This is a genomic window from Paenibacillus rhizosphaerae (genome assembly GCF_014192015.1).
In the GTDB taxonomy this organism is placed as follows: domain Bacteria; phylum Bacillota; class Bacilli; order Paenibacillales; family Paenibacillaceae; genus Paenibacillus_AQ; species Paenibacillus_AQ rhizosphaerae.
The window spans coordinates 28,289-53,527 of the sequence record NZ_JACHXJ010000001.1; the positions used below are offsets into that span (position 1 = coordinate 28,289).

Annotated in this window: 23 protein-coding genes and 1 pseudogene; 21 read left to right on the forward strand and 3 right to left on the reverse strand. The window is 45.2% G+C overall.

What is annotated here, in order from left to right; all coding sequences use genetic code 11:
• The first annotated feature begins 605 nt into the window (after nt 1–605).
• From FHS19_RS00095 to FHS19_RS00105, 5 genes are all read left to right on the forward strand, one after another.
• Nucleotides 606–2,906 carry a CBM96 family carbohydrate-binding protein gene (locus tag FHS19_RS00095; protein WP_183576946.1) on the forward strand — a complete coding sequence of 767 codons (2,301 nt, stop codon included), beginning with the start codon at nt 606–608 and terminating at the stop codon, nt 2,904–2,906.
• A 383-nt stretch (nt 2,907–3,289) separates the two neighbouring features.
• Nucleotides 3,290–3,391, forward strand: a complete 102-nt coding sequence (locus FHS19_RS35870; RefSeq protein ID WP_512699185.1) for a hypothetical protein — start codon at nt 3,290–3,292, stop codon at nt 3,389–3,391.
• Between the two features lie 1,479 nt (nt 3,392–4,870).
• Nucleotides 4,871–5,074, forward strand: a complete 204-nt coding sequence (locus tag FHS19_RS34700) for an ABC transporter permease family protein (RefSeq protein WP_246426376.1) — start codon at nt 4,871–4,873, stop codon at nt 5,072–5,074.
• A gap of 12 nt (nt 5,075–5,086) precedes the next feature.
• Entirely contained in the window at nt 5,087–5,401 is a 315-nt protein-coding gene (locus tag FHS19_RS34705; protein ID WP_246426377.1) for an ABC transporter permease family protein, read from the forward strand.
• Between the two features lie 38 nt (nt 5,402–5,439).
• Nucleotides 5,440–7,047 (forward strand): alpha-amylase family protein, encoded by a 1,608-nt coding sequence (locus FHS19_RS00105; RefSeq protein WP_183576948.1) that lies wholly within the window; start codon nt 5,440–5,442, stop codon nt 7,045–7,047.
• Nucleotides 7,048–7,404: 357 nt separating this feature from the next.
• On the opposite strand, the gene FHS19_RS00110 is transcribed toward FHS19_RS00105, so the two are convergent.
• Nucleotides 7,405–8,292: a hypothetical protein gene (locus FHS19_RS00110; protein WP_183576951.1), complete on the reverse strand. Its 888-nt coding sequence runs from the start codon at nt 8,290–8,292 to the stop codon at nt 7,405–7,407.
• A 177-nt stretch (nt 8,293–8,469) separates the two neighbouring features.
• Nucleotides 8,470–8,592, reverse strand: a complete 123-nt coding sequence (locus FHS19_RS35205) for a hypothetical protein (protein WP_281382195.1) — start codon at nt 8,590–8,592, stop codon at nt 8,470–8,472.
• 636 nt (nt 8,593–9,228) lie between these two features.
• On the opposite strand from FHS19_RS35205, the gene FHS19_RS35590 reads away from it, so the two are divergent.
• From FHS19_RS35590 to FHS19_RS00170, 12 genes and pseudogenes are all read left to right on the forward strand, one after another.
• Nucleotides 9,229–9,567 carry an ABC transporter transmembrane domain-containing protein gene (locus FHS19_RS35590; RefSeq protein ID WP_376771801.1) on the forward strand — a complete coding sequence of 113 codons (339 nt, stop codon included), beginning with the start codon at nt 9,229–9,231 and terminating at the stop codon, nt 9,565–9,567.
• Nucleotide 9,568: 1 nt separating this feature from the next.
• Nucleotides 9,569–10,198 (forward strand): ABC transporter transmembrane domain-containing protein, encoded by a 630-nt coding sequence (locus tag FHS19_RS00120; RefSeq protein ID WP_183576956.1) that lies wholly within the window; start codon nt 9,569–9,571, stop codon nt 10,196–10,198.
• Nucleotides 10,199–10,241: 43 nt separating this feature from the next.
• Nucleotides 10,242–10,967: pseudogene (locus FHS19_RS00130) on the forward strand (ATP-binding cassette domain-containing protein).
• Nucleotides 10,968–11,378: 411 nt separating this feature from the next.
• Nucleotides 11,379–12,158 carry a Cof-type HAD-IIB family hydrolase gene (locus FHS19_RS00135; RefSeq protein ID WP_183576960.1) on the forward strand — a complete coding sequence of 260 codons (780 nt, stop codon included), beginning with the start codon at nt 11,379–11,381 and terminating at the stop codon, nt 12,156–12,158.
• Between the two features lie 289 nt (nt 12,159–12,447).
• Nucleotides 12,448–12,663: a hypothetical protein gene (locus FHS19_RS00140; protein WP_183576962.1), complete on the forward strand. Its 216-nt coding sequence runs from the start codon at nt 12,448–12,450 to the stop codon at nt 12,661–12,663.
• Nucleotides 12,664–12,889: 226 nt separating this feature from the next.
• Nucleotides 12,890–13,264, forward strand: coding sequence for a YciI family protein (locus FHS19_RS00145; RefSeq protein WP_100537127.1), 375 nt, complete (start codon nt 12,890–12,892; stop codon nt 13,262–13,264).
• Between the two features lie 342 nt (nt 13,265–13,606).
• Entirely contained in the window at nt 13,607–13,975 is a 369-nt protein-coding gene (locus FHS19_RS00150; protein ID WP_183576964.1) for a cupin domain-containing protein, read from the forward strand.
• A gap of 131 nt (nt 13,976–14,106) precedes the next feature.
• On the forward strand, nt 14,107–14,592 hold the full coding sequence (locus FHS19_RS00155) for a DinB family protein (protein WP_183576967.1): 486 nt from the start codon (nt 14,107–14,109) through the stop codon (nt 14,590–14,592).
• Between the two features lie 413 nt (nt 14,593–15,005).
• Entirely contained in the window at nt 15,006–15,809 is an 804-nt protein-coding gene (locus tag FHS19_RS00160) for a nucleotidyltransferase domain-containing protein (RefSeq protein ID WP_183576970.1), read from the forward strand.
• A 565-nt stretch (nt 15,810–16,374) separates the two neighbouring features.
• Entirely contained in the window at nt 16,375–16,503 is a 129-nt protein-coding gene (locus FHS19_RS35210; protein WP_281382198.1) for a hypothetical protein, read from the forward strand.
• Nucleotides 16,504–16,556: 53 nt separating this feature from the next.
• The gene (locus tag FHS19_RS34710; RefSeq protein WP_246426378.1) at nt 16,557–16,841 is read left to right on the forward strand and encodes a tyrosine-type recombinase/integrase; all 285 of its coding nucleotides are present in this window, start codon (nt 16,557–16,559) and stop codon (nt 16,839–16,841) included.
• Between the two features lie 154 nt (nt 16,842–16,995).
• Nucleotides 16,996–17,865, forward strand: a complete 870-nt coding sequence (locus FHS19_RS00170; RefSeq protein ID WP_183576973.1) for a phosphotransferase — start codon at nt 16,996–16,998, stop codon at nt 17,863–17,865.
• Nucleotides 17,866–18,234: 369 nt separating this feature from the next.
• Here FHS19_RS00170 and FHS19_RS00175 read toward each other — a convergent pair whose 3' ends face one another.
• Entirely contained in the window at nt 18,235–19,029 is a 795-nt protein-coding gene (locus tag FHS19_RS00175) for an SDR family NAD(P)-dependent oxidoreductase (RefSeq protein ID WP_183576976.1), read from the reverse strand.
• Between the two features lie 148 nt (nt 19,030–19,177).
• On the opposite strand from FHS19_RS00175, the gene FHS19_RS00180 reads away from it, so the two are divergent.
• From FHS19_RS00180 to FHS19_RS00195, 4 genes are all read left to right on the forward strand, one after another.
• Nucleotides 19,178–20,029 (forward strand): helix-turn-helix transcriptional regulator, encoded by an 852-nt coding sequence (locus tag FHS19_RS00180; protein ID WP_183576979.1) that lies wholly within the window; start codon nt 19,178–19,180, stop codon nt 20,027–20,029.
• 1,710 nt (nt 20,030–21,739) lie between these two features.
• Nucleotides 21,740–22,909, forward strand: coding sequence for an exo-beta-N-acetylmuramidase NamZ family protein (locus tag FHS19_RS00185; protein ID WP_183576982.1), 1,170 nt, complete (start codon nt 21,740–21,742; stop codon nt 22,907–22,909).
• A 22-nt stretch (nt 22,910–22,931) separates the two neighbouring features.
• Nucleotides 22,932–23,885: a GNAT family N-acetyltransferase gene (locus FHS19_RS00190; protein WP_183576985.1), complete on the forward strand. Its 954-nt coding sequence runs from the start codon at nt 22,932–22,934 to the stop codon at nt 23,883–23,885.
• Between the two features lie 29 nt (nt 23,886–23,914).
• Complete coding sequence (locus tag FHS19_RS00195; protein ID WP_183576988.1) at nt 23,915–25,231, forward strand: ABC transporter substrate-binding protein; 1,317 nt, start codon at nt 23,915–23,917, stop codon at nt 25,229–25,231.
• Nucleotides 25,232–25,239 lie beyond the last annotated feature (8 nt).

Sequence of the window (25,239 nt, forward strand, 5' to 3'; positions counted from 1 at the left end):
CGAAAACGGTCGTATTGTTGGATGGGAATAATGTGCAGCAAGGCGAAGCCATTCCACTATACGAGCTTCAGCTGGGTCCGCATGCCTATATGATAACGGCTAGCGATCTGGCAGGGAACATTAGCAGCCATTCGGTTACGTTCGAGACATCGACAAGCATTCAGTCTTTGCAGGACATGATTAGCAGTTTTACGAGTGCTGGGTGGATCGATAACACAGGAATCTCGAACAGCCAGCAGAAGAAATTAAACAACAACGCACAAAGGTTGAAACATTGTTTCTAAGTAAAGGGTATATAAAAAGATTCGACTCTTCCTCGCAATATGAGGATAAAGCGATTGGCAAAATCAAGGGGGTACAGCAAACGTAGTTGTACTCTCCGGCATCAAGAGTTGTTTCTTATTTTTAATTGAAAGGAGGTGCTGCATCGTGGTTTGAATTTTTGCAAATGACCCAGTCTGAGTACAAGATTTTCTATGATCATCAAGATTGTCAGAACCCGTAATAAATGAAGCAGAAGAAGTAGAATTTATTCGGGGAATACTCGAGTTATTACTTAAGGAATTGATTGCGCTTGCATTCGAAATGTTAGGAGGGAACTGATAATGCCAATGACTCAAAAGAAAACAATGTCAAGACGCTTCTTAAGGGGGCTGGGTGTTACGCTTTGCGCGGGCCTGGCCGCGTCGAGTCTAATTGTCGTACCTGCACGTGACACTTTTGCTTCCGCCAATCTTGGTTCAAATGTAGCTTATTCCAGTCCGGCTTATGAGCGGGACCAGGTGCTGGAGGTGGGAGGAAAGCCATTCTTCTATAACGGCGTCCAGATTCGCATCGACAAGGTCAAAGACGTTTACGGTTATACGGACGCACAGATCAAGAACCTGTTCCAGGTTGCCAAAAATGACGGATTTACCGTTGCAAACGTTCAGATGCGGTGGGCGGATATTCAACCGGACACCACCATTGCGGCAGAGTCAACCGCGACGATCTCGGAAATGGCTCCCGGCTTGGTACAGGCCGGCAATCTGAAAGTCGAAGGAAGCTCGAGTAACGGCGAGAACTATACGTACTTGAGATATAATGTCAGCCAGCTTCCGAATACGGTGGAGGCTGCGAAGATCCGCGTTTACTTGCCGGATCCGTCGAATGACTTGACGCAGTCCCACAATCTGACCGCATATGATGTTACAGGACAAGCTGCTAGCACGAACCTCTCCGCACTGACATGGAATAATGCTCCGGTGAAGAGCACCAACGGGTTGTCAGGAGCTTCGAACGCATCGTATGACTCTATCCGGGGGTTCGGTTATTACGACATCGATGTGACGAATCTTCTCAAAAATCAACTTGCAAACGGCAGCAACGCGGCAGTCTTCATGCTTGGTTCGGCCTCAACGGACGGCCAAAATGCTGAAACGATCACATTAGACCGGAATGCGCAAGCGCCTCGACTAATCGTCTCCGAAAACAAAAATGCGTATGATTGGTCCTACCTGGACAAGATCATCGGATATGCGGATGATGCGAACATCAAACTCGAACTGCTTTGGTTCGGCACGGATACCGTCGGCATAACCGCAGACAACCGTGTTCCGTTCTACGTGTTTCACAATTATAAGAAATCTATGGCAGACGTTAATAAGCCCTTCTGGTCCAAGCAAACAGGGGATGCGGCAACGACGTACGGCGCTTACTGGTACTTGATGGACAAGAATGACACAAACCTCCAGCTACAGGAGAGCTCTGCCGTCAAGGCGATGATGAACCATGTTGCAGCTTATAATTCAAGCCACGGTTACCAAAACAGAGTGATCGGTGTGCAGGTCGCTAACGAACCGATGATTAGCATGCTGCATATGGAAAAGGTCTATGATTCTAATGGCAATGCGGTTCCGCATAGCATGGACTCGGACAGTTTGGCACTCAAAGCACAATTGGGTCTGAACGATCAGCAATTCCGGGATTACACAATGTTTCATTATATCAACAATCTGGCGAAAGCCGTCAAGACCTCCAATTACCCAGTCTGGACCCGTGTCAATAATATCACAAGCAATGATGCATGGGGGGTAACATATAACGAAAACAGGCGAGCGCAAGGAGGCACGGATACCGATTCAGGAACGTACTTGGACTTCATTGGCCTTGATCCCTACAATTATAACCGGGCTCAATTGTTTGGATTTGGGCATGGTGACGTTGGGCTTGGTGACTATTCGACCGGTGAAAATCTGCCGATGGTCATGGAGAGCTCCGGTGCAAGGTCGATGAGCGCCCTAATGGACCTTGCCACGATTGCCGGCGGCGCCTATTACAACGTTTATGATCTGGTCAGCCCTGACGGAAACAATTTATATGACCAGAATATGCAGCCTCGCGTCGTTCCCGCCGGGGATAAGTACTTGCCTAATGGCGGCACTTACATCAACGATGTTCGGGGCACCAACCAAATGCTGAACCAGATCGCCTACGAACTGGCGACCAAAAATCCAGATAGTCTCGGCGGATCCGACCTGTTATTCTTTAACGCCGAAGGTACAGAACTCACCACGATCAACTTAACCAAGCAGCTAGCCGGTCTCAATGTGACGTATCATTCAGACACCAAATACAGCGTTGGAATCGCGACGAAAAGAAGCGACACCGAAATCGTTCTGGAAAACACCTTGGATAATGACGCTACCTTCACGCTCAATGGCATTTCCGCGGGTAAAGTGGAAAGCGTGACATCCGGCCGCTATAATACGCAGACTCAACAATGGGTTGAAGATAATACTGCTTCCTATCAAGGTTCGGGTAACAGCGTCGTGGTTACCATGCCGCAGTACAGCAGCGTGCGCGTGACTCTGAAAAAATGCGGCAACCAGCAACAATGCGTATGGCATAGTCATTCTCATCGCTAAATTGGTTTATGATGACCATTCTGAAAAGTAAACAAAAAATTTAAAACAGCCCATTAACTTTGATTTCGAAGGAGTACCTTTACTAACTTTGCGCGGTCATATCTAATGCCGTTGTTACTTTATTCCTATGGCGTTACATCATGATTACTTCTCCAGGTACAAATTTATAGTAAAACGCTGGCAGAGACAGAGGACAAAAAACGTACTAATCATTAAGCTAACGGGGAACGTTAGTTCAATAAATAAAAATTCAGCCGCGTAAAAACCTTCAACCTCTTACTGTGAGGGAATGAAGGTTTTTTTCTTAACACTCCTTTCGTAACAGAATATAGTTTCTGTTATTTTCGTCGTCTTCTCTATACAGAAGACGACGAGATTTGGGAATGAATAGACATGAAATGTATTTTTATTGGTATATGCCTTTTTCGGAAGAAGCGAGGATCGAAATCGAAAAAATGATGGGGCAGAAGCATGCGAAACCCTAGCGGATACCGGGTATACTTTATCTACGAAGCCCGACACGGATGAACTCCTTCGCATTCAAAAAAATTGGTACTACAATGACCTTATCTAGATCTGGATAAGTAGCGTTTTAAGGAAGGAGAAGATCGCTTTAGGCGAGTCGAGACTTGATTCCATAAACGATGTATATAGGTGAATAAATATACAAATCCAGGTTTGCGGGAATTCTCACTAATAGTAAAAATAAACAGTATATTCAGCATTTACTAAAGGAACCCTTCTCATTAAATATGAAAAACACCCTGATGTATCAACACTTTTTTCGTTGGTTTTTCTCACTAAATAAGACAACACACAAATTATATAATTATTGTGTGTTGTCATATTTGGTGATAATTTTTCATAATCGATGAGGAATATTTTCGCAATGAAAAAAGGAATAAATATACACAAATTTGTATAAAAATGAATCAAAAAACAGCTATTAGGTGGACCTCCTTTTATGCGTGATTAAGCGTTCAACAAATTTAATTTCATCATAGGGAATCCATAATGGACCATCATCAGTGCGCACTTTTGCCCGATTCGGATTCCCTGATTATTGGGCTTTACCTTCAAATACTTCTCCTGTTTCTAATTTAATTCTAACTTTTTGAGCATAGGCAGCGGCGATTCTTAATTCTTCTATCAACTTACGTCACCTCTAAATAGATAATTTCGACTAGTATTTCGTGTTGCTGCGCCGTGTATATTAATTGTTGAATAGTAGCTTGAGAATTATTTACTTCAAAAAAAGAGCTAACTAGCTCCTTTTTTTTAATAATTTTAGTTTGCTCGCCCTAAATAGCCCTTTTGCTTTACATTTGATGTGATATATTTTTGTTTGTTCTATTAATTTTTCGATTTCTTTTTGTTGCTGCTCAATTTTTTCTTCTAATTCACTGATATATTCCGAAACTTCTTGCACCGGAAACCAAGCATGCACTTCAGTTTTGTGTTTGTTCTACATAATGAAAACCCAATCAAACAAATTCCAGCAGAGCTACGAACAGTTGATTTCCCTGACTTGCCTCAAAAATGGGAACTAGCATCAATCAATAAGTATGATGATGGATTTATAAGTCCCATGGGCACCAATACATTTACAAGCTAAGGTTGATAAAAAGATTAATAACTTGTTGAAATTAGGCTACATGAAATAGAAGAAAGGATATGCTCTGCAGCTCCTGGTTAGTAGTTGTTCAATGAAAATAAAACGATATCTTGGTGCAGACGTTGTGGGCATCCGATTATAAAAGGTAAAAAAGTTGCCATTTAGGGCGGACTTTTTTTGGTTTATTGATATCCATTCATCTGCGGGTTCAAACGGTTACAGCAAGCGGTGATATTCGGCAGGGCTTCTGCGGTTAGCGTACTGCTGTTTATTTTGCTATTCGCCATTACAATCTGGCAGTGGAACTCGTATCAAAAGAAAGAGGATTGAGTTGTAGGAGGTTTAACGGATGAGAAGACCAGCATACAGGATCGAGATGCTTGTCGTCTATGTGATCCTGTTTTTTACGGTTGTGACCACACTGTTGCCATTGTTCTGGATGATCACCACTTCGATTAAAACCCCAGGCGAAGTATTTGTATACCCGCCCAAATGGTTTCCTGGTGAATTTGTGTGGTCCAACTATGCAACGGCTTGGGAAATGGCACCTTGAAATAAATACTTTTTGAATACAATTTTATATACATCAAGTAATGTCGCAGGCGTTTTGATTACTTCTATTGCGAGCGGATACGCTTTTTCTAAACTGGATTTCAAGGGAAGAAAGACAATTTTTCTGGCTTACATCGGCACAATGATGGTCCCATCGCAGGTAACGATCATCCCCGTATTTATTTTCCTTTCGCAGATGAACTGGGTGGATAGCTGGGGAGCCATGATGGCAGCTGCTACCATGGTCAGCGCTCCAGTACTCATATTATTCTTGTTTGTCCAAAAGTATTCTATTGAAGGTATTGCGATGACTGGCATCAAAGGATAGATTATCAATACACTAAACGTTTAAAGGAAGTGAACAGGTTGGATTTTAATATTTTTATGACGCCTTCGCTTGTACTGGCCGAGACAGATCAAGGATGGGAGAAGCTGGTGCCTACGACGAATTCAGTTTGGAGTTCAAATCATGTTGAAGTGACAATGAATCTTCAGGAACCGGCAACGAGTAGGGGACTTTACCTCGAATCCAAAGAACTTTCGGTGCACAAAATACGTATTCGCTGGAAGCATCGTTTCACTCAACCAGTGGCACTGCTTGGAGATCATTGGGAACGTGGTTACGGGGACATGGGCTGGTACGGATTACAGCCGGAAAGGGTGATGCCATGGTATTTCATGATTCATGACGGCTCGTTGACTGCAGGTTTCGGCGTGAAGACTGGTGCGAAATCGTTGTGCTACTGGCAGGTGGATTTGGATGGCATAACATTGACGGCGGATGTAAGCAGCGGTAATCAAGGCGTAATCCTCGGTAAAAGGATTCTGAAATTCGCGGAGTTAGTACAGATTCACGGAAACGAGGAAACGACGCCTTATGAAACTACTCAGATGCTATGCAGTCTTATGTGCGACAACCCAGTTATGCCTAGCGCTCCGGTATATGGAGGGAACAATTGGTATTATGCTTACGGAAAAAGCACGCAGGAGGAAATCTTGAAGGATGCACGTTTTATGAGTCGGCTTGCCGGAATAGAAGCGAATCGTCCTTTTATGGTCATCGATGATTGTTGGCAGCTGGGGGCAGGTGTAAACGGAAATGGCGGCCCATGGATCGGTAACCGTGATTTCCCCGACATGGCGGAGCTCGCATATCTGATGAAGCAGGAGGGTGTCAAGCCTGGTATTTGGTGCCGTCCTTTGCTTACGCACGAGAAAGTGCCGCAAGAGTGGGTTCGCTATACCAGAGAAGGGCACTACCTAGACCCCTCCCACCCGGGCGTACTGGAGTATATTAGTCAATTTATCGGACGAATTTCTGATTGGGGTTACGAACTGATCAAGCATGATTTCTCCACCTATGATATGTTCGGGAATTGGGGCAAAGATATGAGAAGCCGTGTGAACGATTTGAACGTCCCCCTGTTTGACCGCAGCAGGACCAGTGCTGAAATTATTACGGGTCTGTATCGTACGATTAAGGATGCAGCCGGGGGAAGCCTGATTATCGGTTGCAATACTGTGGGGCACCTGGCGGCCGGACTCTTTGAGATCCAGCGTACAGGTGATGACACAAGCGGACGCTCATGGGAAAGAACGCGACGAATGGGTGTTAACACCTTAGCTTTCCGTATGCCGCAACATGGAACATTTTTTGCCCATGACGCCGATTGTGTTGGTATTACTCGAGAAATTCCTTGGGATTTGAATAGCCAGTGGCTGAGCCTATTGGCAAACAGCGGTACACCGCTGTTCGTTTCGGTATCACCGGAAGAGGCAACAAAAGAGCAAATTGAAGCGCTAAAGCAAGCATTTGCCAGAGCAGCCAAACCGGCCAAACCCGCAATACCACTGGATTGGATGTATAATACATGTCCTTCCCAATGGCTCATTGATGGAAAAACAGTTCACTTTGAATGGATCGGAATGAATGAAAAGCTTCTTCCGGTAAACGAACACGAATGGTGGGAATAGAGAAAGTAGACTACTAAACAGGATGGCGAATGGAGGATTATATACCGAAAAGTGATTTCCCGCCGAAAACCCTTGGATGGGAGGTAGTATGATTCCTCGGTTGTTAAATATGGCAATACAAAAAAATTGATCATTGCGCTAACGGGAAACGTTAGTTCAATAAAACAGCGACAGTCTAGGACTTTATTATCTCGTCCTTTGGCTGTCGCTGTTTCGGTTTTAGGCTCAGTCTATATAACTTATTCTATGAGGTCTGACGGTAAGGCAATTAGAAAAGCCGCGTGGAATATAGTCAAACAGTCTAATAATTTATTTTCTACTGACACTCGACGTAACGGGCGCTTTTTTTTCGATGGATTAATAACGGTTCAAGATCATGTTCGTCTTCAATTCGTCCGTTGGCAAAAACCAGCCCTCTTCCGTCAGATCGCTCTGAAGCAGGTCGTGGTCGGCCGCCGCTTCGATGCGGGTGTCTGTCTTGAACGACGCTTCCACGATATAATCGTACCCGCTGCCGTCCTCCTGAATAATCGCATATACCTCGACGTCGATTTCCCTTCCGTTCCATTCGCCGGTCCATCGCTTCCCATCAACAGGCCCTTTCTTATCGGCGTCGTCCAACAGGTCGGTGCCCCAGTTGCTGCCGTTCCAATCCTCGAATTTTCCGGGCGCGTGATCGATCGCCTCTTCGATAGCATCGTCTTCGTCCAGGTTGTCCATGCCGTCGTAGCCGTCGTGGCTCACCGTTTTTTTGTTGCTGAAGCTGAGCGTCTGCTTCTGATATCCCCAATCGACTTGCGCCTCGTAATCGTCTTCGTCGGCATCAAAGCCATCCTCGGCCGCCTGGGCCAGCGCCGCGTCGATATTGCCGTCAACGATCGGATAGCGCATCTTATACGTCAGTTCGAATTCGTCGTCGTCGTAATTTTCCAGCTTGCGTACGCGGACATCCCAGCCTTCTTTATTGATGTCAAGATCGTCCGTATCCAAGTATTCCACGCTGATTTTCGTTTTGCTGCTCGGCATTCCGAAATAGTCCCGGACCGAGCTTTTCAGCTCGTGATTCGAGTCGAGCACGACCGATGGGTCCATGAACAGCTTGACCTCGTAGTCGGGGACGGCTGGGGCGGAATCGGCCGCGGCCGGCATAGCAGTGCCAAGTACGGCGTTGCCGGCCAGCACGGCAGCAACGGCCGTCGTTCTAACGAGTTTGAGCAGTCTGTTTTCGTTACGTTTCTTCAACATAATAAATTCCTCCTTGTAATCGGGATAGGGTCAACCCATCCCGTCTGTCTGATGTGGTGCTATAAATCGGCGTGGGCGGTCGAACAGGAATACACGTTCCTTTCGGACAATTCCATCGACGCGAGGCGAAGACCGTGCTTGGTTTCGGTATCGTTACCGAGTCGTCTGGGGTAGCACTCAGCCAGTCATCAGAAGTCTGTTCTTGTACATCTGGTCGATGTTCGGCATAGAAGCTGCCAAGAATAGCGGCTTGATAATGGCGTCGAAGTCGTTCAAATCAACGACCAGTCGTTGTTCCATTTGTCCTCGACCAGCGGGGGGATCGGTTGCGAACACGCTTCGGTAGCAGCCAGCTCGTCCGACTGGGACGGATCGTCGAATGGAAATGCGCGGCGTAAACCTAAGTGTTGTCCACGGCATTACTGCTGGTACCGCTTACGCTGCGATGATGATGAACTCGAGCAAGAGCGGCAGGTTAGCCATCTTTCTCTGTTCTTTTTTCATTGCATCGTAAATACCTCCCCAGAATTTTCATGTCCATTCTCAGACTATAAGAGTTATGTTAGCGAGGCGTTAACGGCGTAATAAAGTTTTGTTAATTGGGCGATGTCCATATCAAGTCACAGCAGCAATTCTACCAGAAGATGAATGCCGGTTAGGTCCTGTTCTTCCATATCGACATGGGCAAAAGGGGGACACATAAACAAGGACATCCAGTTTTAAAGAGGGGGAGGTTCTTGGTTCATTAGAGCTTGTCTAACAAGGCTCTTTATGCCAAAATGTTTAGTGCCATCTGGTAGCTCATAGATGGCTATTCCTGTTGCGGGGATATCCTTAAACGAAACTGCGTTTCTGGTGACAGACTCGTGGGTTGCATTGAGGTAATGCCTTTGTCGTCGGGTTATGACAAGAACATATATCGTTAAAACATAAAAGGTGGAATTGAAGAACCTTTTAGTTCATTACGTTCGTCCTTTATGGATAACAATTCTAATCGGACTTATATTATCGATCATCGGAACACTTCTTAGCGTTGCGCAACCCCTTGTTATCAGAAATCTCATAAATAGTCTTTCAAAAGAATACACTTCTTCGCTTCTACTAAACGTTGTTCTGCTTATTTCCATTCCTATATTGGGGACAGTTATTTCTTACGTTCAAACATTTTTCTTATCTGGTGTAGGGCAAAAAATCACACAAAAACTTCGTGGTGATCTGTTTAATCGTATGTTGGGATTGCATACGGAATATTTGGACAAAACCCCCCCCGGGTAAAATGTATCAATTCATCCAGGATTCAATTATTGTCGGAGAAGGTTATATTGATCGGGAATTAGTACCCGCCATTTTATCTTTTTTTACCTTATTATTTATCTTTATTTCTATGTTCTGGATGGATATTTCTCTAAGCCTAGTTATCATGGCATGTGGATTAATTACAGTTTTATTAACAGCATTAACGGGAGCAAGGGTAAAGAGTGTTGAAAAAAAGTACGTTGATATAAGGTCAGAAAGTGCGGGTTATCTTCAGGAATCTCTAGAAAATATTAGGACCATTCGTCTATTTGGAGGCAGCGATAAAGAGTTTAAAGTTTGGAATGACTGGTTGGCACTAGACCGTCTCTATTGGATGAAGAGAAGACTGATTGGTGATTTTAATGAAAAAGGCATTCTTATTTTATTCCAATCACTGTGTTTAAGTATCGTCATTTTATATGGCTACATAAAAATCCGCCATGGAGTTCTCAATATTGGAAGTATTGTCGCATTTTTAGCCTATGTACTATGGTGTTTCAATCGGTTTCGAGTTTACAAAGGGTGCAATTGGGTACGAAAAGAGTCAAGGTTGTCCTCGACCCAATATATAGCATTTTTAACACTCCGTCAGAAAATTCAGGTACCTTGAAACCATCATTAGAACAAAAGGAAATGGGCAACGTTTTGATCATATCGATTTTAATTATCCAAACCGTAGTGAGGGTCTAACCAATGTTAATTTCAACCTCACCCCCGGTTCGACGACTTTAATCGTTGGACCAAGCGGTGTCGGAAAAAGTACGATTATAGATCTCATTACTGGTTTGTATGATCCCCTAAAGGGAAAGGTAGAAATCGCAGGCTGCGCAACTGTTGAGTGGAACAAGAAGTTATTAAGACAAACGATTGGTATAGTCCCACAAAATGTTGTTATTTAGAACCGTACATTAAGGGAGAACCTTTTGTATGGTTTGTCTTCAGACGAACAGGTAACTGATGAGCAAATAAATGAAATTATTCATAAAACCCATCTGGATTCCCTGGTTAAGAAGTTACCTAAGGGACTAGATGAAAAGCTTGGCCCCAATGCGATTCAGGCTTCGGGAGGAGAACGGCAGAGAATTGCACTTGCCCGCGCTTTGTTAAGAAACCCGTCCATTCTAATATTTGACGAGGTCACATCCGCCCTTGATCCCATTTTAACCGAGGAAATCATTGAGTTAATCTGGAGCCAAGAAATCACCTCGACAAAACTAATTGTAAGCCATCGATTGACTTTTGCATCTCGGGTTGATCAAATTCTGGTTGTCAATCCTGACGGAACGGTAACGGCGGGAAGACATACAGATCTCAAAGACAGTCATAATCTTTACAGAAAATTGGTCATGGCTGATCAGTTTGGGGGTAGTGGGGCATAGTTAGTTAATTTTGAAGGTAAGGTTGGAGTTTCTAATTATGAAATATTTAAAATCGCTCTTAATAATTTGAAATCAATCAGGAGGATGTACTGTATTTGTTGGAGAAAGTATTAAAGCTGATATCGTCACTGCTAAGGAACTAGGTAAGTAGACAATTCTTAAAACGAAGGATATGACATCAGATTTACCCCATGCAATTTGTGATAACTTGAATAAGATTCCAAACACAATTAAATCAATTGCATTGAACTAACGGGTACGATAGCTCAATAAAGATAAGAAGCCAGCCGATCACTTTGACCGGCTGGCTTTATTCAACTAACGGGCAGGATCGTTTAAATAGCCGTGGAATTTTTAAGCGTATAGTTGAGTTTAAAATAGAGTTTTCTTATATTGGGGGATTCGAGCAAAATGTACGAAATTGTGTTTTTTGACGTTGATGGTACATTATACAGTGAAGTGGATAGAAAAATCCCCGATAGTACAAAAGAGGCCATTCAGAGACTTCACGAAAGAGGTATTAAAGTAGTGGTTGCAACAGGGAGACCACATAGTTTATGTGAAGAGCTTATTGCATTATACGGCATCGATACAATAATCTCATCAAATGGAGCCCTTGTGAAAAACCAAAACCAGGTTATCCATAAGTCAGTAATATCACAAAAAACTGTTCGTGAACTGTCGAGTTTCGCTGAGTTACATGGACATGGTATTTCATATTTTACAGACTCAATTACAATGAATGGTATCGGAGTTGACGAGAAACGTATTAAGAATGCTTTAATTGAGACTCTCGGTCTAGTTGATTATCCAATCAAAATAAGTAAATTTCCAAATGAGATTTACTGTGTATGTTTGTATGCAGATGAAAGTGAAGCAATGAAATTCATTGATAGTTTTCCGCATCTGCAATTTGTGCGTTTCCATGGTTATGTGATGAACGTTCTTGAGTCTCAAACTGTTTCTAAATCGGAAGCAATAAAAAAAGTCCTGGATTATTACAACATCGATGTTAGAAATTCGATTGCATTTGGGGATGGCGGTAATGATCTGGATATGTTGGAACTCGTTGGTCTGGGGATTGCAATGGGAAACGGTGATGAGCGGCTTAAACAAAAAGCAGATTTCGTTACCAAGAAAGCAAGTGAAGGTGGCATACACTATGCATTGACCAAGTTAGGGGTTATATAGTTACATGTGGAAAAATACCTAATGCAAACGCGGGAAACATTTGTTTATCAAACTTCATTGTTGAGCAGGCTACAGCAGCCTGTTCATTTTATTAAGCTAACGGGCAGTTTAGTACAAACAATCATTATTATAAATGCGGTATAATTTTGCCAGAGGTGACGTTGGTGAAGACACGAACAAAGAAAAATTGATAGAGGTTATTTATAATAATACATCAAGAGATGACGAAATTGATGATGCCGTTATGAATTTATCCTAATTTGATGACGATGATGTGATCCATATTCTTATGAAATTAGCAAATGACGCTTCATTCGATGACATAATAAGGGCCAGTGCAGGAGAATCTTTAGCAGATATTTGGATAAGAAGAAGTATCATCGATTATAAGCTATTAGGAAGTCTGACAGGGATTGCTTTGAAAGAAGCATTGGCACTGATTAAATCCAAACGATCTGATTGGCACACGACTATTACGGAGTTATTCCCAACCAAAGTAAAGTAAATTATTTACGCTAACAGGAAACGATAGTTGAATAAAAGAACAGGATGAAGCTGCCGATCAGCACCGGCAGCTTCATTACTCTAACGGGCAGGTTAACTCAATAAGTAAATTGAACATGTTTTTTGAAATATTATCTAGGGTATGTCGATTTTTTTATATACCGTTCGTCAATTAAATAGAGGCAAGAATGAATGCCTATAAACTCACTCGATAAAGGAGAAATGAAATGAAATTTCTGTGCTTGGGTTACTTGGAGTCAGATAAAATGGATGCCCGCCCAAAGGATGAGATTGATGCTATAATGAACGAATGTCCACCCCACCTAGAAAATTTCTACAAGAGCGGCCAAGTGATTATCGATGCTGGTCTCGCATCCGAAACGAAATGCTTGCGGCGGGCGAATGGGAAAGTGAAGGTTATGGACGGTCCTTTTATCGAAACGAAGGAGATGATCGGTAGTGCTTTTCTCATAGAAGCACGGGACATGGAGGAAGCGATCCGGATTGCTTCCTTACATCCAACTGTACAAGTGGCATCGGGCGAGCAGTTTGGATGGGGGATTGAGATCCGGCCGATCAATTACTTTGAATCGAGAGACTAGAATCAACTGTTTTACGGAAAAGAGCGTTCAATATATGAAAGTAAGGGCCATTCCGCAAGGAGTGGCCTTAAATAGTTGCCGTTACAGTCAGTGCGCAGATCCCTTCCATAAATGACAGGTTCGGTCATTACGCTAACGGGAATCGTTAGCTCAATGAAGTCATCTTAAGGCAACCGGCTTTTTAGTCGGTTACCTTTTTCTCAACTAACGGGCAGAAGAGTTCAATCTGCAATCGAAGGGATAGTTTTTTTATAGCGATTTTCCACGAACTGAAAATGGTATAATTTGATGCGTATTAAGAAATTGAGCTTTTTTAGCTTAATAATGACATTGAGGTGAAGTATGAATATTTATCGTTTTGATAAACAAGTTGGAAGGCGGATTACTGCATTTGAAAGTGTAAATTTGGTTATGTCAAAAATAGCTCAGTCAACAGGAAAATTCCATATTGGATGTATGCATTTATCTACCAATGGGACTATAGGAGGACATGTTGCAACTGTAGAGCAACTCTTTTTAGTTATGAGCGGAACTGTGGAAATTCGTTCTGCTATTGAAGAGCCATGGACCCAATTATCTCAAGGGGAAGCCGTCTTTTGGAGACAAGGTGAGTGGCACGAAACAAGAACATTTCTAGGGGCGCAAGCAATAGTAATTGAATGCGAAGGTATTGGTCCCAATGAAATGGCATTGAAATCAGCACTAAGCTAACGGGAAACGATAGTTGAATAACCGACAAGGATGAAGCTGCCAATTCTAATCGGCAGCTTCATGCTAACGGGCAGTTTAATGTGGCGCTGCCTTGAAATTTATAGATTCATATTAAGAGGAGCGTGTGCTTCATGGCGAATGCGAAGGAAGTGCTGTCCGACCAACTTTTTGCAAATGCCGATGATCCGAGTTGGTATACGCCTTTCAAACAGGCGACCGAGGGGTTATCCGAGGTAGACGCCTTCCGGAAGTTGGATGCAAACGTTAACAGCATCTCGGAGATCACTCAGCATCTGCTGTACTGGAATGAGACTTGGCAGGAGCGTTACCGGGAGTCCCGGCTCGATGTCGTGTCGCGTATCTCGAGCAATGACGAAAGCTTCGTTGTGCCGGAGGGCCGTGATTTCAAAACCTTGAGGGAAGCTCTAATGAAAGTACTGTCGCGCTGGCAGGAGGATCTTGCTCCCGACAAGTTGGAACTGCGCGTGGACGGCTTCGACGAGTCGGTCAAGTGGTGGCAGGTCATTTCCAACGTGATCACCCATAACGCGTATCATATCGGTCAAATCGTTTATATCCGCAAGCTACAAGATAATTGGACCGAATCAGCGCATTAATAATATTTTGTGGAACCGATCCATCGCTGGTTATCTTTTGCCTGAGGCGATATCTAACGAGGAACGGAAAGTCGAGGAGTATTAGGTGCAGCTTATAATGTCGAAGGACAAGACGATAGTCCCATTGAAAGTCGCTATTTTAGCGGCTTTTTTGTTTTATCGGTACAAGATCTTGTCCCGAGCCCAGGACAAGATCTTGTACCGATTGCCGTAATGGACAAGAACATGAGCTTACCGATAAGATAAGTATCTAACATTGTTTGCATGCATGCAATCTCATTAAGCTAACGGGCAGGATAGTGCGATCTGATGCTCAATTGAAACTGCATACAAGACAGTTGACGATCATTCATTGCAAATGTTATTCTGCAATAATACCCATTTTATGGGTCACTATTTAAGGGGTGCTTGGCATGAAGTTACCGTTACACGATCAATTTATTAAACAAGCAATTGAGTTTGTAAGTCAAGATCAACGATGTATAGGTCTCCTCGCAGGAGGATCTATGATGTATGGAGAAATGGATGAGTACAGTGATCTGGATTTAATAATCGTCTACAATTATGCTTTTCGAAACGAGATCATGGAGCAACGCTTTCGAATTGCCGAAGGGCTCGGTAATTTACTTTCTGCATTCACAGGCGAGCATGTTGGGGAACCCAGATTGCTTATTTGTTTATACGGCCCCTCCCCCCTTCATGTCGACCTTAAATTTGTTCATTTGGTAGAGCTCGAATCCCGAGTCGAGAACCCACTGATTCTATGGGAGAGAGGTACTAGTATCACAAAAATACTCAATAAAACAAGTCCATCTTTCCCTTCACTTCAGCCTCAATGGATCGAAGATCGTTTCTGGGTATGGGTGCATTACTGTGCTACAAAATTAGGGAGAGGAGAATTATTCGAATTAATCGATACAATAACATTTATGCGTAATACAGTGTTAGGACCATTGGTGCTCATTCGCAACGGTCATTCCCCGCGAGGGGTTCGAAAGCTCGAAAAATATGCCCTCAAGGAATTGGAGGAACTACAAGATACGGTTCCCATCCACAACTTTCAAAGTTGCTACCATGCACTAAAAAATACGATCAAAATGTACCAACGTCTACGCGAAGGTTCGGAAATTGTGCCGAGGAATGAAGCTGAACAGGTCTCAATCGAGTTTCTTGACAGTATATATTCAGAAAATTCCAATGACAACTCGTTCAACTAACGGGAAACGATAGTTGAATAAAGACATTTGAAGGCAGCCGACCCAAAAGCCAGCTGCCTTTTTCCTCAACTAACAGGCAGATTGACGTTAACGTAATAGTTATATCTAGCCCATTGAGCGTATAATGGAACTGGAAGGTTTATTCACAGTAAAAATAAGGCGAGGATAATTATGTCAAAGTGGACTATGAAGTCCTTTTCCATACTGGTAATTTTTACCTTGTTGAATCTGTTAAATTTCTCATATATCTACTTATCCGACCAATTATATAAATTCTCGGATCTATGGGGCGATGTTTATTGGATTGCTACAGGATTAATTGGAATTATAATTGGCATAATTGGTGTTATTAGCCTTGGGAGTCGGATGCTTTTCTCTATAATTTCAATACTTGAAATCCTTTGGGGATTTGGACTTTTAGCTTTACTTTTTTTAGCTTTAGGAATCACTTCAATGTAATTTTGTAGACTACGCTAACGGGAAACACTAGTTCAATACATCATCAGATTAAAACCTCTCCTTAGAAGCAAACTAGACATATCGCTTCTAAAGGGAGGTTTTGTTTATGAACTTGAGTGAGTTATGGAGGTTGTATGAAGCTGACAAAATTATTCAAGGATTCAGTCCAAAAACCTTAAAAGCATACTCTCTTCAGCATAAAATGTTGATGCTGGAACTAGGCGACTGGTTATAACGGAAGTAACGTTAACAATGCTGAAGGAATAACTAGCAAAACAATCAGACCGGTTGAAGCCAAGCAGCCCAGGCCATCGAATTCGGTTTATTCGTTCTCTTTTCCGTTACGCTTATGAAGAGACGTATCTAACTTCGAATCCCTCTCTGAAATTATATGCGTGCCAACTCCTTGATAACGGTGCCTCTCTGGATTTCATCCAGGGTATGCTCGGTCATGAGAAGGCATCAACCACGCAAATCTACGCACACTCCGCAGCGAGCGCCGGAGAAAACTTTATCGACGCTTTTTTAATGTTTAACAGCGGCGGTTTTCCTTTTTTAATCCGCCGCTGTTAAACTAAAGGGCAGGAAAGTTAATTTAAACAAAACATTACCTTGAACTTCCTCCTGGTCAACTATACGATCTTTAGAGATGAAGTTATAAAAAAAGGAATTTTATCAAGGGTTATTTAGTCTTATATTCGTCTAATCGATGTTAAGGGGAAATTAAATGTTTGAACAAGTAGATATAAACAGTATCCTCAAAGATCTTCATGAAAAAGGCTTAATTGATAACACTGTTATTGCAACTAAAAATAAGACTGGTTCCACAGATGGGCGGGTTTATATTCTTTCAGAGCACAGCGAATCAAAATATGTTTTAAAGATAGATCACTCGAACCAAATTATCTTGGCGGAACAGTTTCTTATTACACATCGGCACATTAATCTTTTGCCTAAAATTCTCTATACTGATCCTGCAAAAGAGTATATCGTATATTCATACATTGCGGGTACAACCCATACTGCCAGTGGTTTAAAAATCAATTGGTTGACAACTTTGGTGAGAGAGCTCTTCAATCATTACGAAAAATGTCTACATACAGACAAGTGGGGAAGACTGGGATCACCGATTCAATCCTGGCGTGAATGGAACAATCGGAGTTTAGAAGATACGAGAAATAATTGGGGAAGCCTTTTACCAATTGAGGATTATTATAGATTGGAATCCATTTTTGAAAGAATATCCAAAAGTGCAGAGAATGAAGCAAGATTTTTGCTCCATGGAGATACTGGTGTCCATAATTTTGTATTTCATGAACACTCGTTAGTTGGTGTTATCGACCCTTCGCCAATGATTGGCCCTTTGTTATACGATTTTACGTATGCTTTTTGTTCCTCTCCAGAAGATTTAAACCTAGAAACCATATTGCCTGCATTCAATTTGCTGAATCATGGACCTTTGGAGAGATCAAGGCTTATTGAAGAAGTTATCTTTCAACTTTATTGCCGTATTGGTATCTGTATTCAATTCCATCCGCATGATTTAGAGAGCTATCTAAAAGCGTGGAAGTACTGGAAGGCCCTCCCCATCAATTAATCTTTGACCTCACAATTTGTACTTTATAGCGTTTTTTGGCATAACATCGTTTATTACGCTAACGGGAAACGATAGTTCAATAATGAACAAGAAGCCAGCCGATTACTTTGACCGGCTGGCTTTATTCAACTAACGGGATGCGATAGTTGAATAAAACTTAATGTTGAACAGGCTACAATAGTCTGCTCATTTTATTAAGCTAACGGGCAGGATAGTTATAATATACGCGGCCGTGGGTTGGCTTAAATTCCATTGTAGTTTGGGGGCGACAAGCAATTGAAGGAAGGATTCATTCTCGGAGACTTTCATAACATACGGAAGGAGCATCCCGGGTCAATGGGCCCTAGGGGATACTCCCTCCGTTTGGGACTACGCTCTTGTTCCGCCGTCCACCGGCAGAACGACGCCTGTCACGTAAGAAGCGCGATCGCTCAATAACCAGGCAGCCGCTTGCGCGATCTCATGAGGATCGGCAGGACGCCTAAGAGGCGTCACAGAGTTGCTATTTTCGATTATATCTGGGACTTGTGCAACTAACCCCTCGATCATCTTGGTCATGGTGGTGCCAGGTGCAATAGCGTTTACGCGGATACCCGAAGGTCCGTATTCTATGGCAGCCGTCTCGGTCAGACTATTAACAGCCCGTTTGGCGGCTCCGTAGACAGACAACCCCGGATTACCTCTGAAGCTGCCCACGCTGCTGTTGTTGACAATGGCACCGGTACCTGCAGTATCGAGCATTGCCTTGATTTCCGCTTTCATTGCCACCCAGATTCCTTTGTAATTTACAGCTTGAAGAAGGTCGAAATCCTCTTCTGTGACCTCAGTTAAGGGGGAAAGGGGAGCCCCAATTCCAGCATTATTGAATGCTATATCCAGACGACCGTGACGCTCAACGGTCGTTTGAACCGCCCGTTCGATGCTGGCGGAATCGGCCAGATCGGCTACAATGTAATCGGCTTTACCGCCTTTCGCGATAATTTCCTCAACTCCAGAGCGTAGAGCTGCTTCTGTTCTTGCGACGAGAGTAACCGCCGCTCCTTCTTCGGCGAAGAGTTTGGCTGCCGCTGCTCCGATGCCGCGGCTGGCCCCAGTGACCAGAGCTACTTTATTGATAAGCATCCCCTCAGAATTGTTATTTTTGTGCTGTGTTATTGATTGCATGGCCAGTCTCCTTTAAAGTCGGTAATGGTTTGAAACGTTTCAAACTGGGTTGAAGCGATTCCTGTGATTGAGTATAATTTTCTAATACATTTTTGACGAGAGGTTGCTTGATCATAGGTTTCCGAGTAATAGGTTAGGAGGGATTGAGATGAACGATCGCGAGCGCCGTTCGGCTCTCGGTGATTTTTTGCGTAAACGGAGGTCAAGCCTTTCTCCAGAGGATGTGGGATTGCCGACTGGGTCGCGCCGCCGGACAGCCGGATTGCGCAGGGAAGAGGTCGCACAGCTGTCGAATATCGGCACATCCTGGTATATGTGGCTGGAGCAGGGACGTGATGTCCGTCCATCAGTACAAGTGCTGGAAAGCCTAGCTGTGGCTCTAAAGCTTAATCCCAATGAACGACGCCATCTTTTTTTTCTCGCAGGAGAATCACTTCCTCCTTATTTGTCTCCTCATAAAGAAAGTATCGGGTCAACCTTTCAAAGGATGCTGGATGACCTAACTCCGAATCCTGCATATATTCTGGGAAGACGCTGGGATTTTGTGGCCTGGAATGATGCTGCAAATGAGATTTTCTCTATTACCTCGGCATCCCCTCCTCATGAATTGAATTTAATCTGGCGGTTTTTTACCGACCCGGTATGGAAGGGGCGCTTCAAAGGTTTCGACCAAAAGGCTGCGGGAATGATCGCGGAATTCCACACGGCATCAGCCCGCTACGTTGAAGATTCGTCGTTTGCCGAATTAATTGAAGATCTTAAACGGGTAAGTCCTGAATTTGACCGACTATGGCTGAAGCATGAAACTCCCGGCTCTCTTGAAGGATTTAAAGAAGTGGAGCATCCCTACATGGGGCACTTGGAATTTGATCATATTACCCTGCAAATCCCCAATGATCCTGATATGAGAGTGATGATTTACATGCCTCTCACGGCAACAAGATCAAAGCTGGAAAAATATTTGGCAAAGAGATCACCTGCAAAAGAAAGCAAGGGATAAGAACATCATATGATCCTGAGCGCGGGGGCTTTCGATGTGGGAGTTTTATAATGTCGGAGGACAAAAACATACACGCATAAAAGTCGTGGGATCCGCGGCTTTTTTTGTTTTAACGGACAAGAATGGTTAACCGATGAATCATCAATTACGAGGTTGGCGCTGAAAACGTTACTACAAATCAGGTTAATTAAGTTAACGGGCAGGATAGTTTAATCATATCATCGTCATTTCCCACGGAAGGAGAGGTGCATCATCGGATTGGAGATGGTAAGATCACGGTGATGAAGGGCGGAGGGGACTAGTGTCTGAAACAAAGAAACTTACAAATATCTCCTGATTGTGGAAAATGTTATATCATTAAGGTGAATATTGAACTCAACCAACTACCCTACGTTCCGTTCTCGATCCAAAGCAAGGCCCAGACCTAAACATAAAAAGTGGGAATTTGAACATATGTTCGTTGGGGCGTATTACTACATTGCCTGCAATGCGTCGTTGCGGATGTGGATGGGATGGCGAGTACGAAATCGTCTTCCTCATACGACTTCGACGACAATGGCAAAGGAGAGGTCGTCGTCAAGACGCAAGACGGGATTAAAGACGCAAAGGCAATATAATCGACGACAGACGAAGAAGTACTGAAACAGTAGTGGCTATATTCTGTAATGCCCGTGAAGTTATACCTGCGGAGCAAGTGACGCCCAAAAATGTAAGACGACAAGAACACACATGCTTAATAGCCGCGTAACTGCGGCTTTTTTGTTTTAAGGATATATTTTCTTGCCAAACCGACGACCAACTATTCGCACTAATACACCGATCCTCCGTATTTCTCCGCGAGGTCGATCCGCCTTCCAGAAGCCAGTGGGCTTGATGCTTGCCCACTTCCGCCCGAATCATCACGATCGTGGTCTCCACATGCCCGCCCGCGGAAGTAAAGGCAGCCTCTATATCCGTAGGTCGGGGGACATTCGGATGCGTCCAGAATACCCAGCTTGCCACTCGTTCCCTCCCCGAAGTAGAAGAGACGGCTCTGATTGCTAAATGCTTCGATAGAGGGACGGCCGGAGAGATCGCCGGGATCGCAGCCCCGTCGATGTCGGCTACGCTGATGTCCTCTTCGTCAATCCATCGATGCAGCCCATCGATGGAATATTGTTCGATATTCCGCTCTGGCATTCTGTTGTTCCGTAGTGAGTGTGCTTATTTTCTTGTTCATAAGAAGCCTCCATTGCTCGGTGTATCCGTCTGCAGTCACCTACGCTCACATAGGCGACGGATGGTGACCTTTCAGAGCCAAGTATATACAGAAAATGACTAGATGTAAAATAAAAGTTTATATTTTTAAAAATCTATTGAAATTTTATATTAAGTCTCTATAATGGGGCTTAAGGTAGCGCTTTCAATCATGACCGGTGGACTGGAGATTTGCTGAAATCGGTGGATAGGGAATCGCTTTAGGGAGGTGATACGATTCGTATGGTGGGAGTTTGAATAAATATTTCACAAAAATATAGGTTGATATAACAATTACTCTCACTTAAATATGGAAGAAAATATGACAAAAAAATCCTTGAATCGATTTAGAGGTAACATGAAGTAATATCTTGTAATTTTCAAATTTTGCAAAAAAATTTTACTCCTATAAGTTAAATTATCATACGTATAAAGTGACATAAAAACTATCATACCATTTGCGAGGTGAGATATATGTCAACTATGGTACTGACCGGGGCAGATATGCTGGCAGGCGAGGCTGGGCAGATCTTAAAAGGTAAGAAGTTCGGACTGTTGACGAACCCTACCGGCATCGATTCGTGCTATCGTTCTACGATCGAGATTTGCGAATCGCTGCCGGGGGCCGAACTCAAAGCGCTGTTTGGATGCGAGCATGGTATTCGGGGCGACCGGCAGGCCGGCGTCAAATTCGAAGAAGAAGTGGACCCCGAGACTGGTCACACGGTTCACAGCCTGTACGGCAAGCATCGTGCCCCTACGGCCGAGATGCTCGAGCCGCTGGATGCAATCGTTTTCGACATTCAAGACCTGGGGGTGCGGTTCTATACATACCTCTCCACGCTAGTCTATGTCATGCAAGCTTGCGCAGAACATGGCGTAGAGGTGATTGTGCTCGACCGTCCGAATCCGATGGGTAGCTTCGGAGCGGAAGGTGGCTATTTGCGAGAGGGCTTCTACTCGATGGTAGGAGCTTGGCGCATCCCTTTCACCACGGGGCTAACGATCGGCGAATTCGCGACCTTTGTTTGTAGCCAGATGGAAAAGCCGTGCGCGCTTCATGTCGTCCGGCTCGAGGGCTGGAAACGGGACATGGCATACACCGACACCGGTCTCCCCTGGGTTCTTCCTTCTCCCAACATGCCTACGATGGATACCGTCCGCGTCTATCCAGGCAACTGTCTTTTCGAAGGGACGAATCTATCCGAAGGACGCGGCACAACGAGGCCGTTCGAGATGATCGGAGCACCTTGGCTGCGACACCGCGAGCTCTGCGTCGAGATGAACGCCATGAACCTCCCCGGCGTCGTCTTCCATCCCATCACTTTCACTCCAGTCATTTCTAAGCATCGGGGCGAGCTCTGCAATGGCGTTATGACGTTCGTGACGGACAAGAGTGCTTACGAATCGGCGGCGACCGGACTACGCCTAATCGAACGCATCATGCGCTTGCATCCGGACGAATTCGCTTGGGTGAAGCCCGCAGAAGCGGAATCTGGATGGTTCATCGACGTGCTGAGCGGCAGCGATCGAGTCCGCAAGACGCTCCACCACGAGGGCGAGCTGGACGCGATCCTGGCCGACTGGCGTGCCGATAGCCTTGATTGGATGACCGTTCGACAATCAAGCCTGCTCTACGACTAAAATCCAAACAAGAGGTGATCCCATGACAACCGTTCAATACCATCATTACCTTCCTGGTGATGAAGCGGCGATCGTGAAACTGTGGAACCGCTGCTTGACCAAGGATCCGATAACCGACATACGGTTCCGCAATCTCGTCTTGCTCGACGCAAACTTCGATCCGCAGGGGATGCGCATCGCAAGCGGGGACGGCGAGGTGATCGGCTGCTTCTACGCGATCCGACGCTTGCTGCCGATGCACGGCACTGAGCTGGAGACGGATCGAGGCTGGGTGCCGTTCTTCTTTGTAGATCCGGGCTATCGTAGACAGGGTGTCGCTACTCGGCTCCTCGAGGATGCCACCGCTTTTTTGCGGGCCAGTAAGCGGGACAAGATGTTTTTTTCCGCTTATGCCCCCAACTATGTCGTGCCGGGCGTGGACAAGCAGGCTTACTCGGAGGCCGCCGCCTGGCTGGATAAAAAAGGCTTCAAACGCATGTATACTTCCGTCGCCATGGATTATTCGCTCGTCGACTTTGAAATCCCGGAAGCTGTTCGTCAATTAACCGAGCAGCGTATCGCCGAAGGCTATACGTTCTCGCGTGCGAGGGACAGCGATCTGTATGAGGTAATTCGATTCGCGACGGACGTGTTCAATCCCGATTGGGGTCGCGCCATCCGGGAAGGATTGACCCAACAACTCAAGCTGTCACAGATCTTAGTCGCGAGGCACAAGGGGGCGCTCGTTGGCTTTTGCCTGCATGGCGGATACGAAGGTGTGAGGGAGCGGTTCGGCCCGTTCGGCGTCGATCCGAGCCAGCGTGGCAAGGGGATCGGGAAGATTTTATTATATGAATGCCTCCAACTCATGCGCTCTCAAGGCATGCATGGCGCATGGTTTCTATGGACTGGGGAGCAGAGCCCGGCGGGTCAACTGTATCTGAAGACAGGCTTCACGATCACACGAAGCTTCGATATCGTGTGCAGATCCATATAAACCATCATGCTATTGGGGAGGCTCTAAAGATGAAGATGTGGAAAAGAGTACTGAGTGGATCGCTGATAGTGGCGCTGGCTTTAACCACGGCCGCGTGCAGCGGCAGTAAGGATGCAGGGGGATCGTCCGAGTCCGGCAAGAAGGTGACGCTGACGCTCCTCTCGCACTATAACGGCTCCAACGAAGCCGCGCTTAAACCGTATATCGACAAATGGAACCAAGAGAATCCCAACATCCAAGTCAAGATGACCCCGGTAGACTTCGGTGAGCTTCTCAAGACGATTATGACCAAGCAGTCGGCGGGTCAGGTCGCGGACATCATGCACGTCTATACGCTTTGGGGCGGCCAGCTGGCCAAGAACAATGTCCTCGCTGAAGCACCGCAGAGCGTCGCGGACGACGTCACTCAGAACTATCCGGAAGCTGCGGTCAAGGGTGCCTCATTGAACGGCAAAGTGTTCGGCTATCCGACCGAGGTGGAGGCTTATGGCCTTTTCTACAACAAGAAGCTGCTGAAGGAAGCCGGCTATGACGAGCCGCCTAAGACGTGGGACGAGTTGCTCGAGATGAGCAGGAAGATCGAAAAGAAGGACGCGAATGGCAAGGTGCTCGTGCAAGGCTTTGGATTCCAACGCGGGTATGCGGGTCTTGTTGTCCAGCCGTTCATGGCAATGATGGCTTCCGCGGGCAGCGGTTTACTCAGCGATGACCTGGCCAAGTCCAACCTGGACAGCGACGCGGGCCGCAAGACCATGGAGTTCTACAGCAAGGTGTACGGCAAGAACGGCATCACCGACATTGCCTTCAACACGACCAAAGGCTTCGGCGCGGGCCAGGTCGGCATGACGATCGGCGCCGGCTGGTGGGACGGCTCGCTAAAGACGCTGATGAAGGATGCTTATACCGATGTGGGCGAGGCGCCGATGCCGACGCCGGACGGTGGCGCGGGCGGAACGTTGGCGTACACGTGGGCATATGGCGTCAACAGCAAGTCGAAGCATCAGGAAGAAGCTTGGAAGTTCCTGCAGTGGATGAATGCCCAAGCCGACGATAGCGGCATGACGCCGGAAGGCCAATTCCTGCTGGACGCGTTCAACGTGATCTCTTCCCGCAAGACGGACCTCTCCTCGGCTAAGGTGCAGGAGAAGCTCCAATCGAGTCCGAGCGCGAAGCTGTTCTCCGACGCGCTGAACAACGCGCTTGACGAGCAGAGCCCCGCGGCCGGCACGGAAGCGCAGGACATCCTATACAAGCAGATCGAGAGCATGTGGACCGATCAAATCCAAATGGATGCCGCGCTGAACAACGCACACACCCAGATCAACACCAAGTTGGGCGAGAAATAGGTTGTTCG

What these genes read in the sequence shown, in the direction of transcription:
- FHS19_RS35210 (WP_281382198.1), top strand. Translation starts at nt 16,375, where the DNA reads ATGAACTTGAGTGAGTTATGGAGGTTGTATGAAGCTGACAAAATTATT.
- FHS19_RS00120 (WP_183576956.1), top strand. Translation starts at nt 9,569, where the DNA reads ATGTATCAATTCATCCAGGATTCAATTATTGTCGGAGAAGGTTATATT.
- FHS19_RS00175 (WP_183576976.1), bottom strand. Translation starts at nt 19,029, where the DNA reads ATGCAATCAATAACACAGCACAAAAATAACAATTCTGAGGGGATGCTT.
- FHS19_RS00190 (WP_183576985.1), top strand. Translation starts at nt 22,932, where the DNA reads ATGACAACCGTTCAATACCATCATTACCTTCCTGGTGATGAAGCGGCG.
- FHS19_RS35870 (WP_512699185.1), top strand. Translation starts at nt 3,290, where the DNA reads ATGAATAGACATGAAATGTATTTTTATTGGTATATGCCTTTTTCGGAA.
- FHS19_RS00170 (WP_183576973.1), top strand. Translation starts at nt 16,996, where the DNA reads ATGTTTGAACAAGTAGATATAAACAGTATCCTCAAAGATCTTCATGAA.
- FHS19_RS00185 (WP_183576982.1), top strand. Translation starts at nt 21,740, where the DNA reads ATGTCAACTATGGTACTGACCGGGGCAGATATGCTGGCAGGCGAGGCT.
- FHS19_RS34700 (WP_246426376.1), top strand. Translation starts at nt 4,871, where the DNA reads ATGAGAAGACCAGCATACAGGATCGAGATGCTTGTCGTCTATGTGATC.
- FHS19_RS00150 (WP_183576964.1), top strand. Translation starts at nt 13,607, where the DNA reads ATGAATATTTATCGTTTTGATAAACAAGTTGGAAGGCGGATTACTGCA.
- FHS19_RS00195 (WP_183576988.1), top strand. Translation starts at nt 23,915, where the DNA reads ATGAAGATGTGGAAAAGAGTACTGAGTGGATCGCTGATAGTGGCGCTG.
- FHS19_RS00160 (WP_183576970.1), top strand. Translation starts at nt 15,006, where the DNA reads ATGAAGTTACCGTTACACGATCAATTTATTAAACAAGCAATTGAGTTT.
- FHS19_RS35205 (WP_281382195.1), bottom strand. Translation starts at nt 8,592, where the DNA reads ATGGAACAACGACTGGTCGTTGATTTGAACGACTTCGACGCCATTATC.
- FHS19_RS00095 (WP_183576946.1), top strand. Translation starts at nt 606, where the DNA reads ATGCCAATGACTCAAAAGAAAACAATGTCAAGACGCTTCTTAAGGGGG.
- FHS19_RS00135 (WP_183576960.1), top strand. Translation starts at nt 11,379, where the DNA reads ATGTACGAAATTGTGTTTTTTGACGTTGATGGTACATTATACAGTGAA.
- FHS19_RS00110 (WP_183576951.1), bottom strand. Translation starts at nt 8,292, where the DNA reads ATGTTGAAGAAACGTAACGAAAACAGACTGCTCAAACTCGTTAGAACG.
- FHS19_RS00145 (WP_100537127.1), top strand. Translation starts at nt 12,890, where the DNA reads ATGAAATTTCTGTGCTTGGGTTACTTGGAGTCAGATAAAATGGATGCC.
- FHS19_RS00155 (WP_183576967.1), top strand. Translation starts at nt 14,107, where the DNA reads ATGGCGAATGCGAAGGAAGTGCTGTCCGACCAACTTTTTGCAAATGCC.
- FHS19_RS00180 (WP_183576979.1), top strand. Translation starts at nt 19,178, where the DNA reads ATGAACGATCGCGAGCGCCGTTCGGCTCTCGGTGATTTTTTGCGTAAA.
- FHS19_RS00140 (WP_183576962.1), top strand. Translation starts at nt 12,448, where the DNA reads ATGAAATTAGCAAATGACGCTTCATTCGATGACATAATAAGGGCCAGT.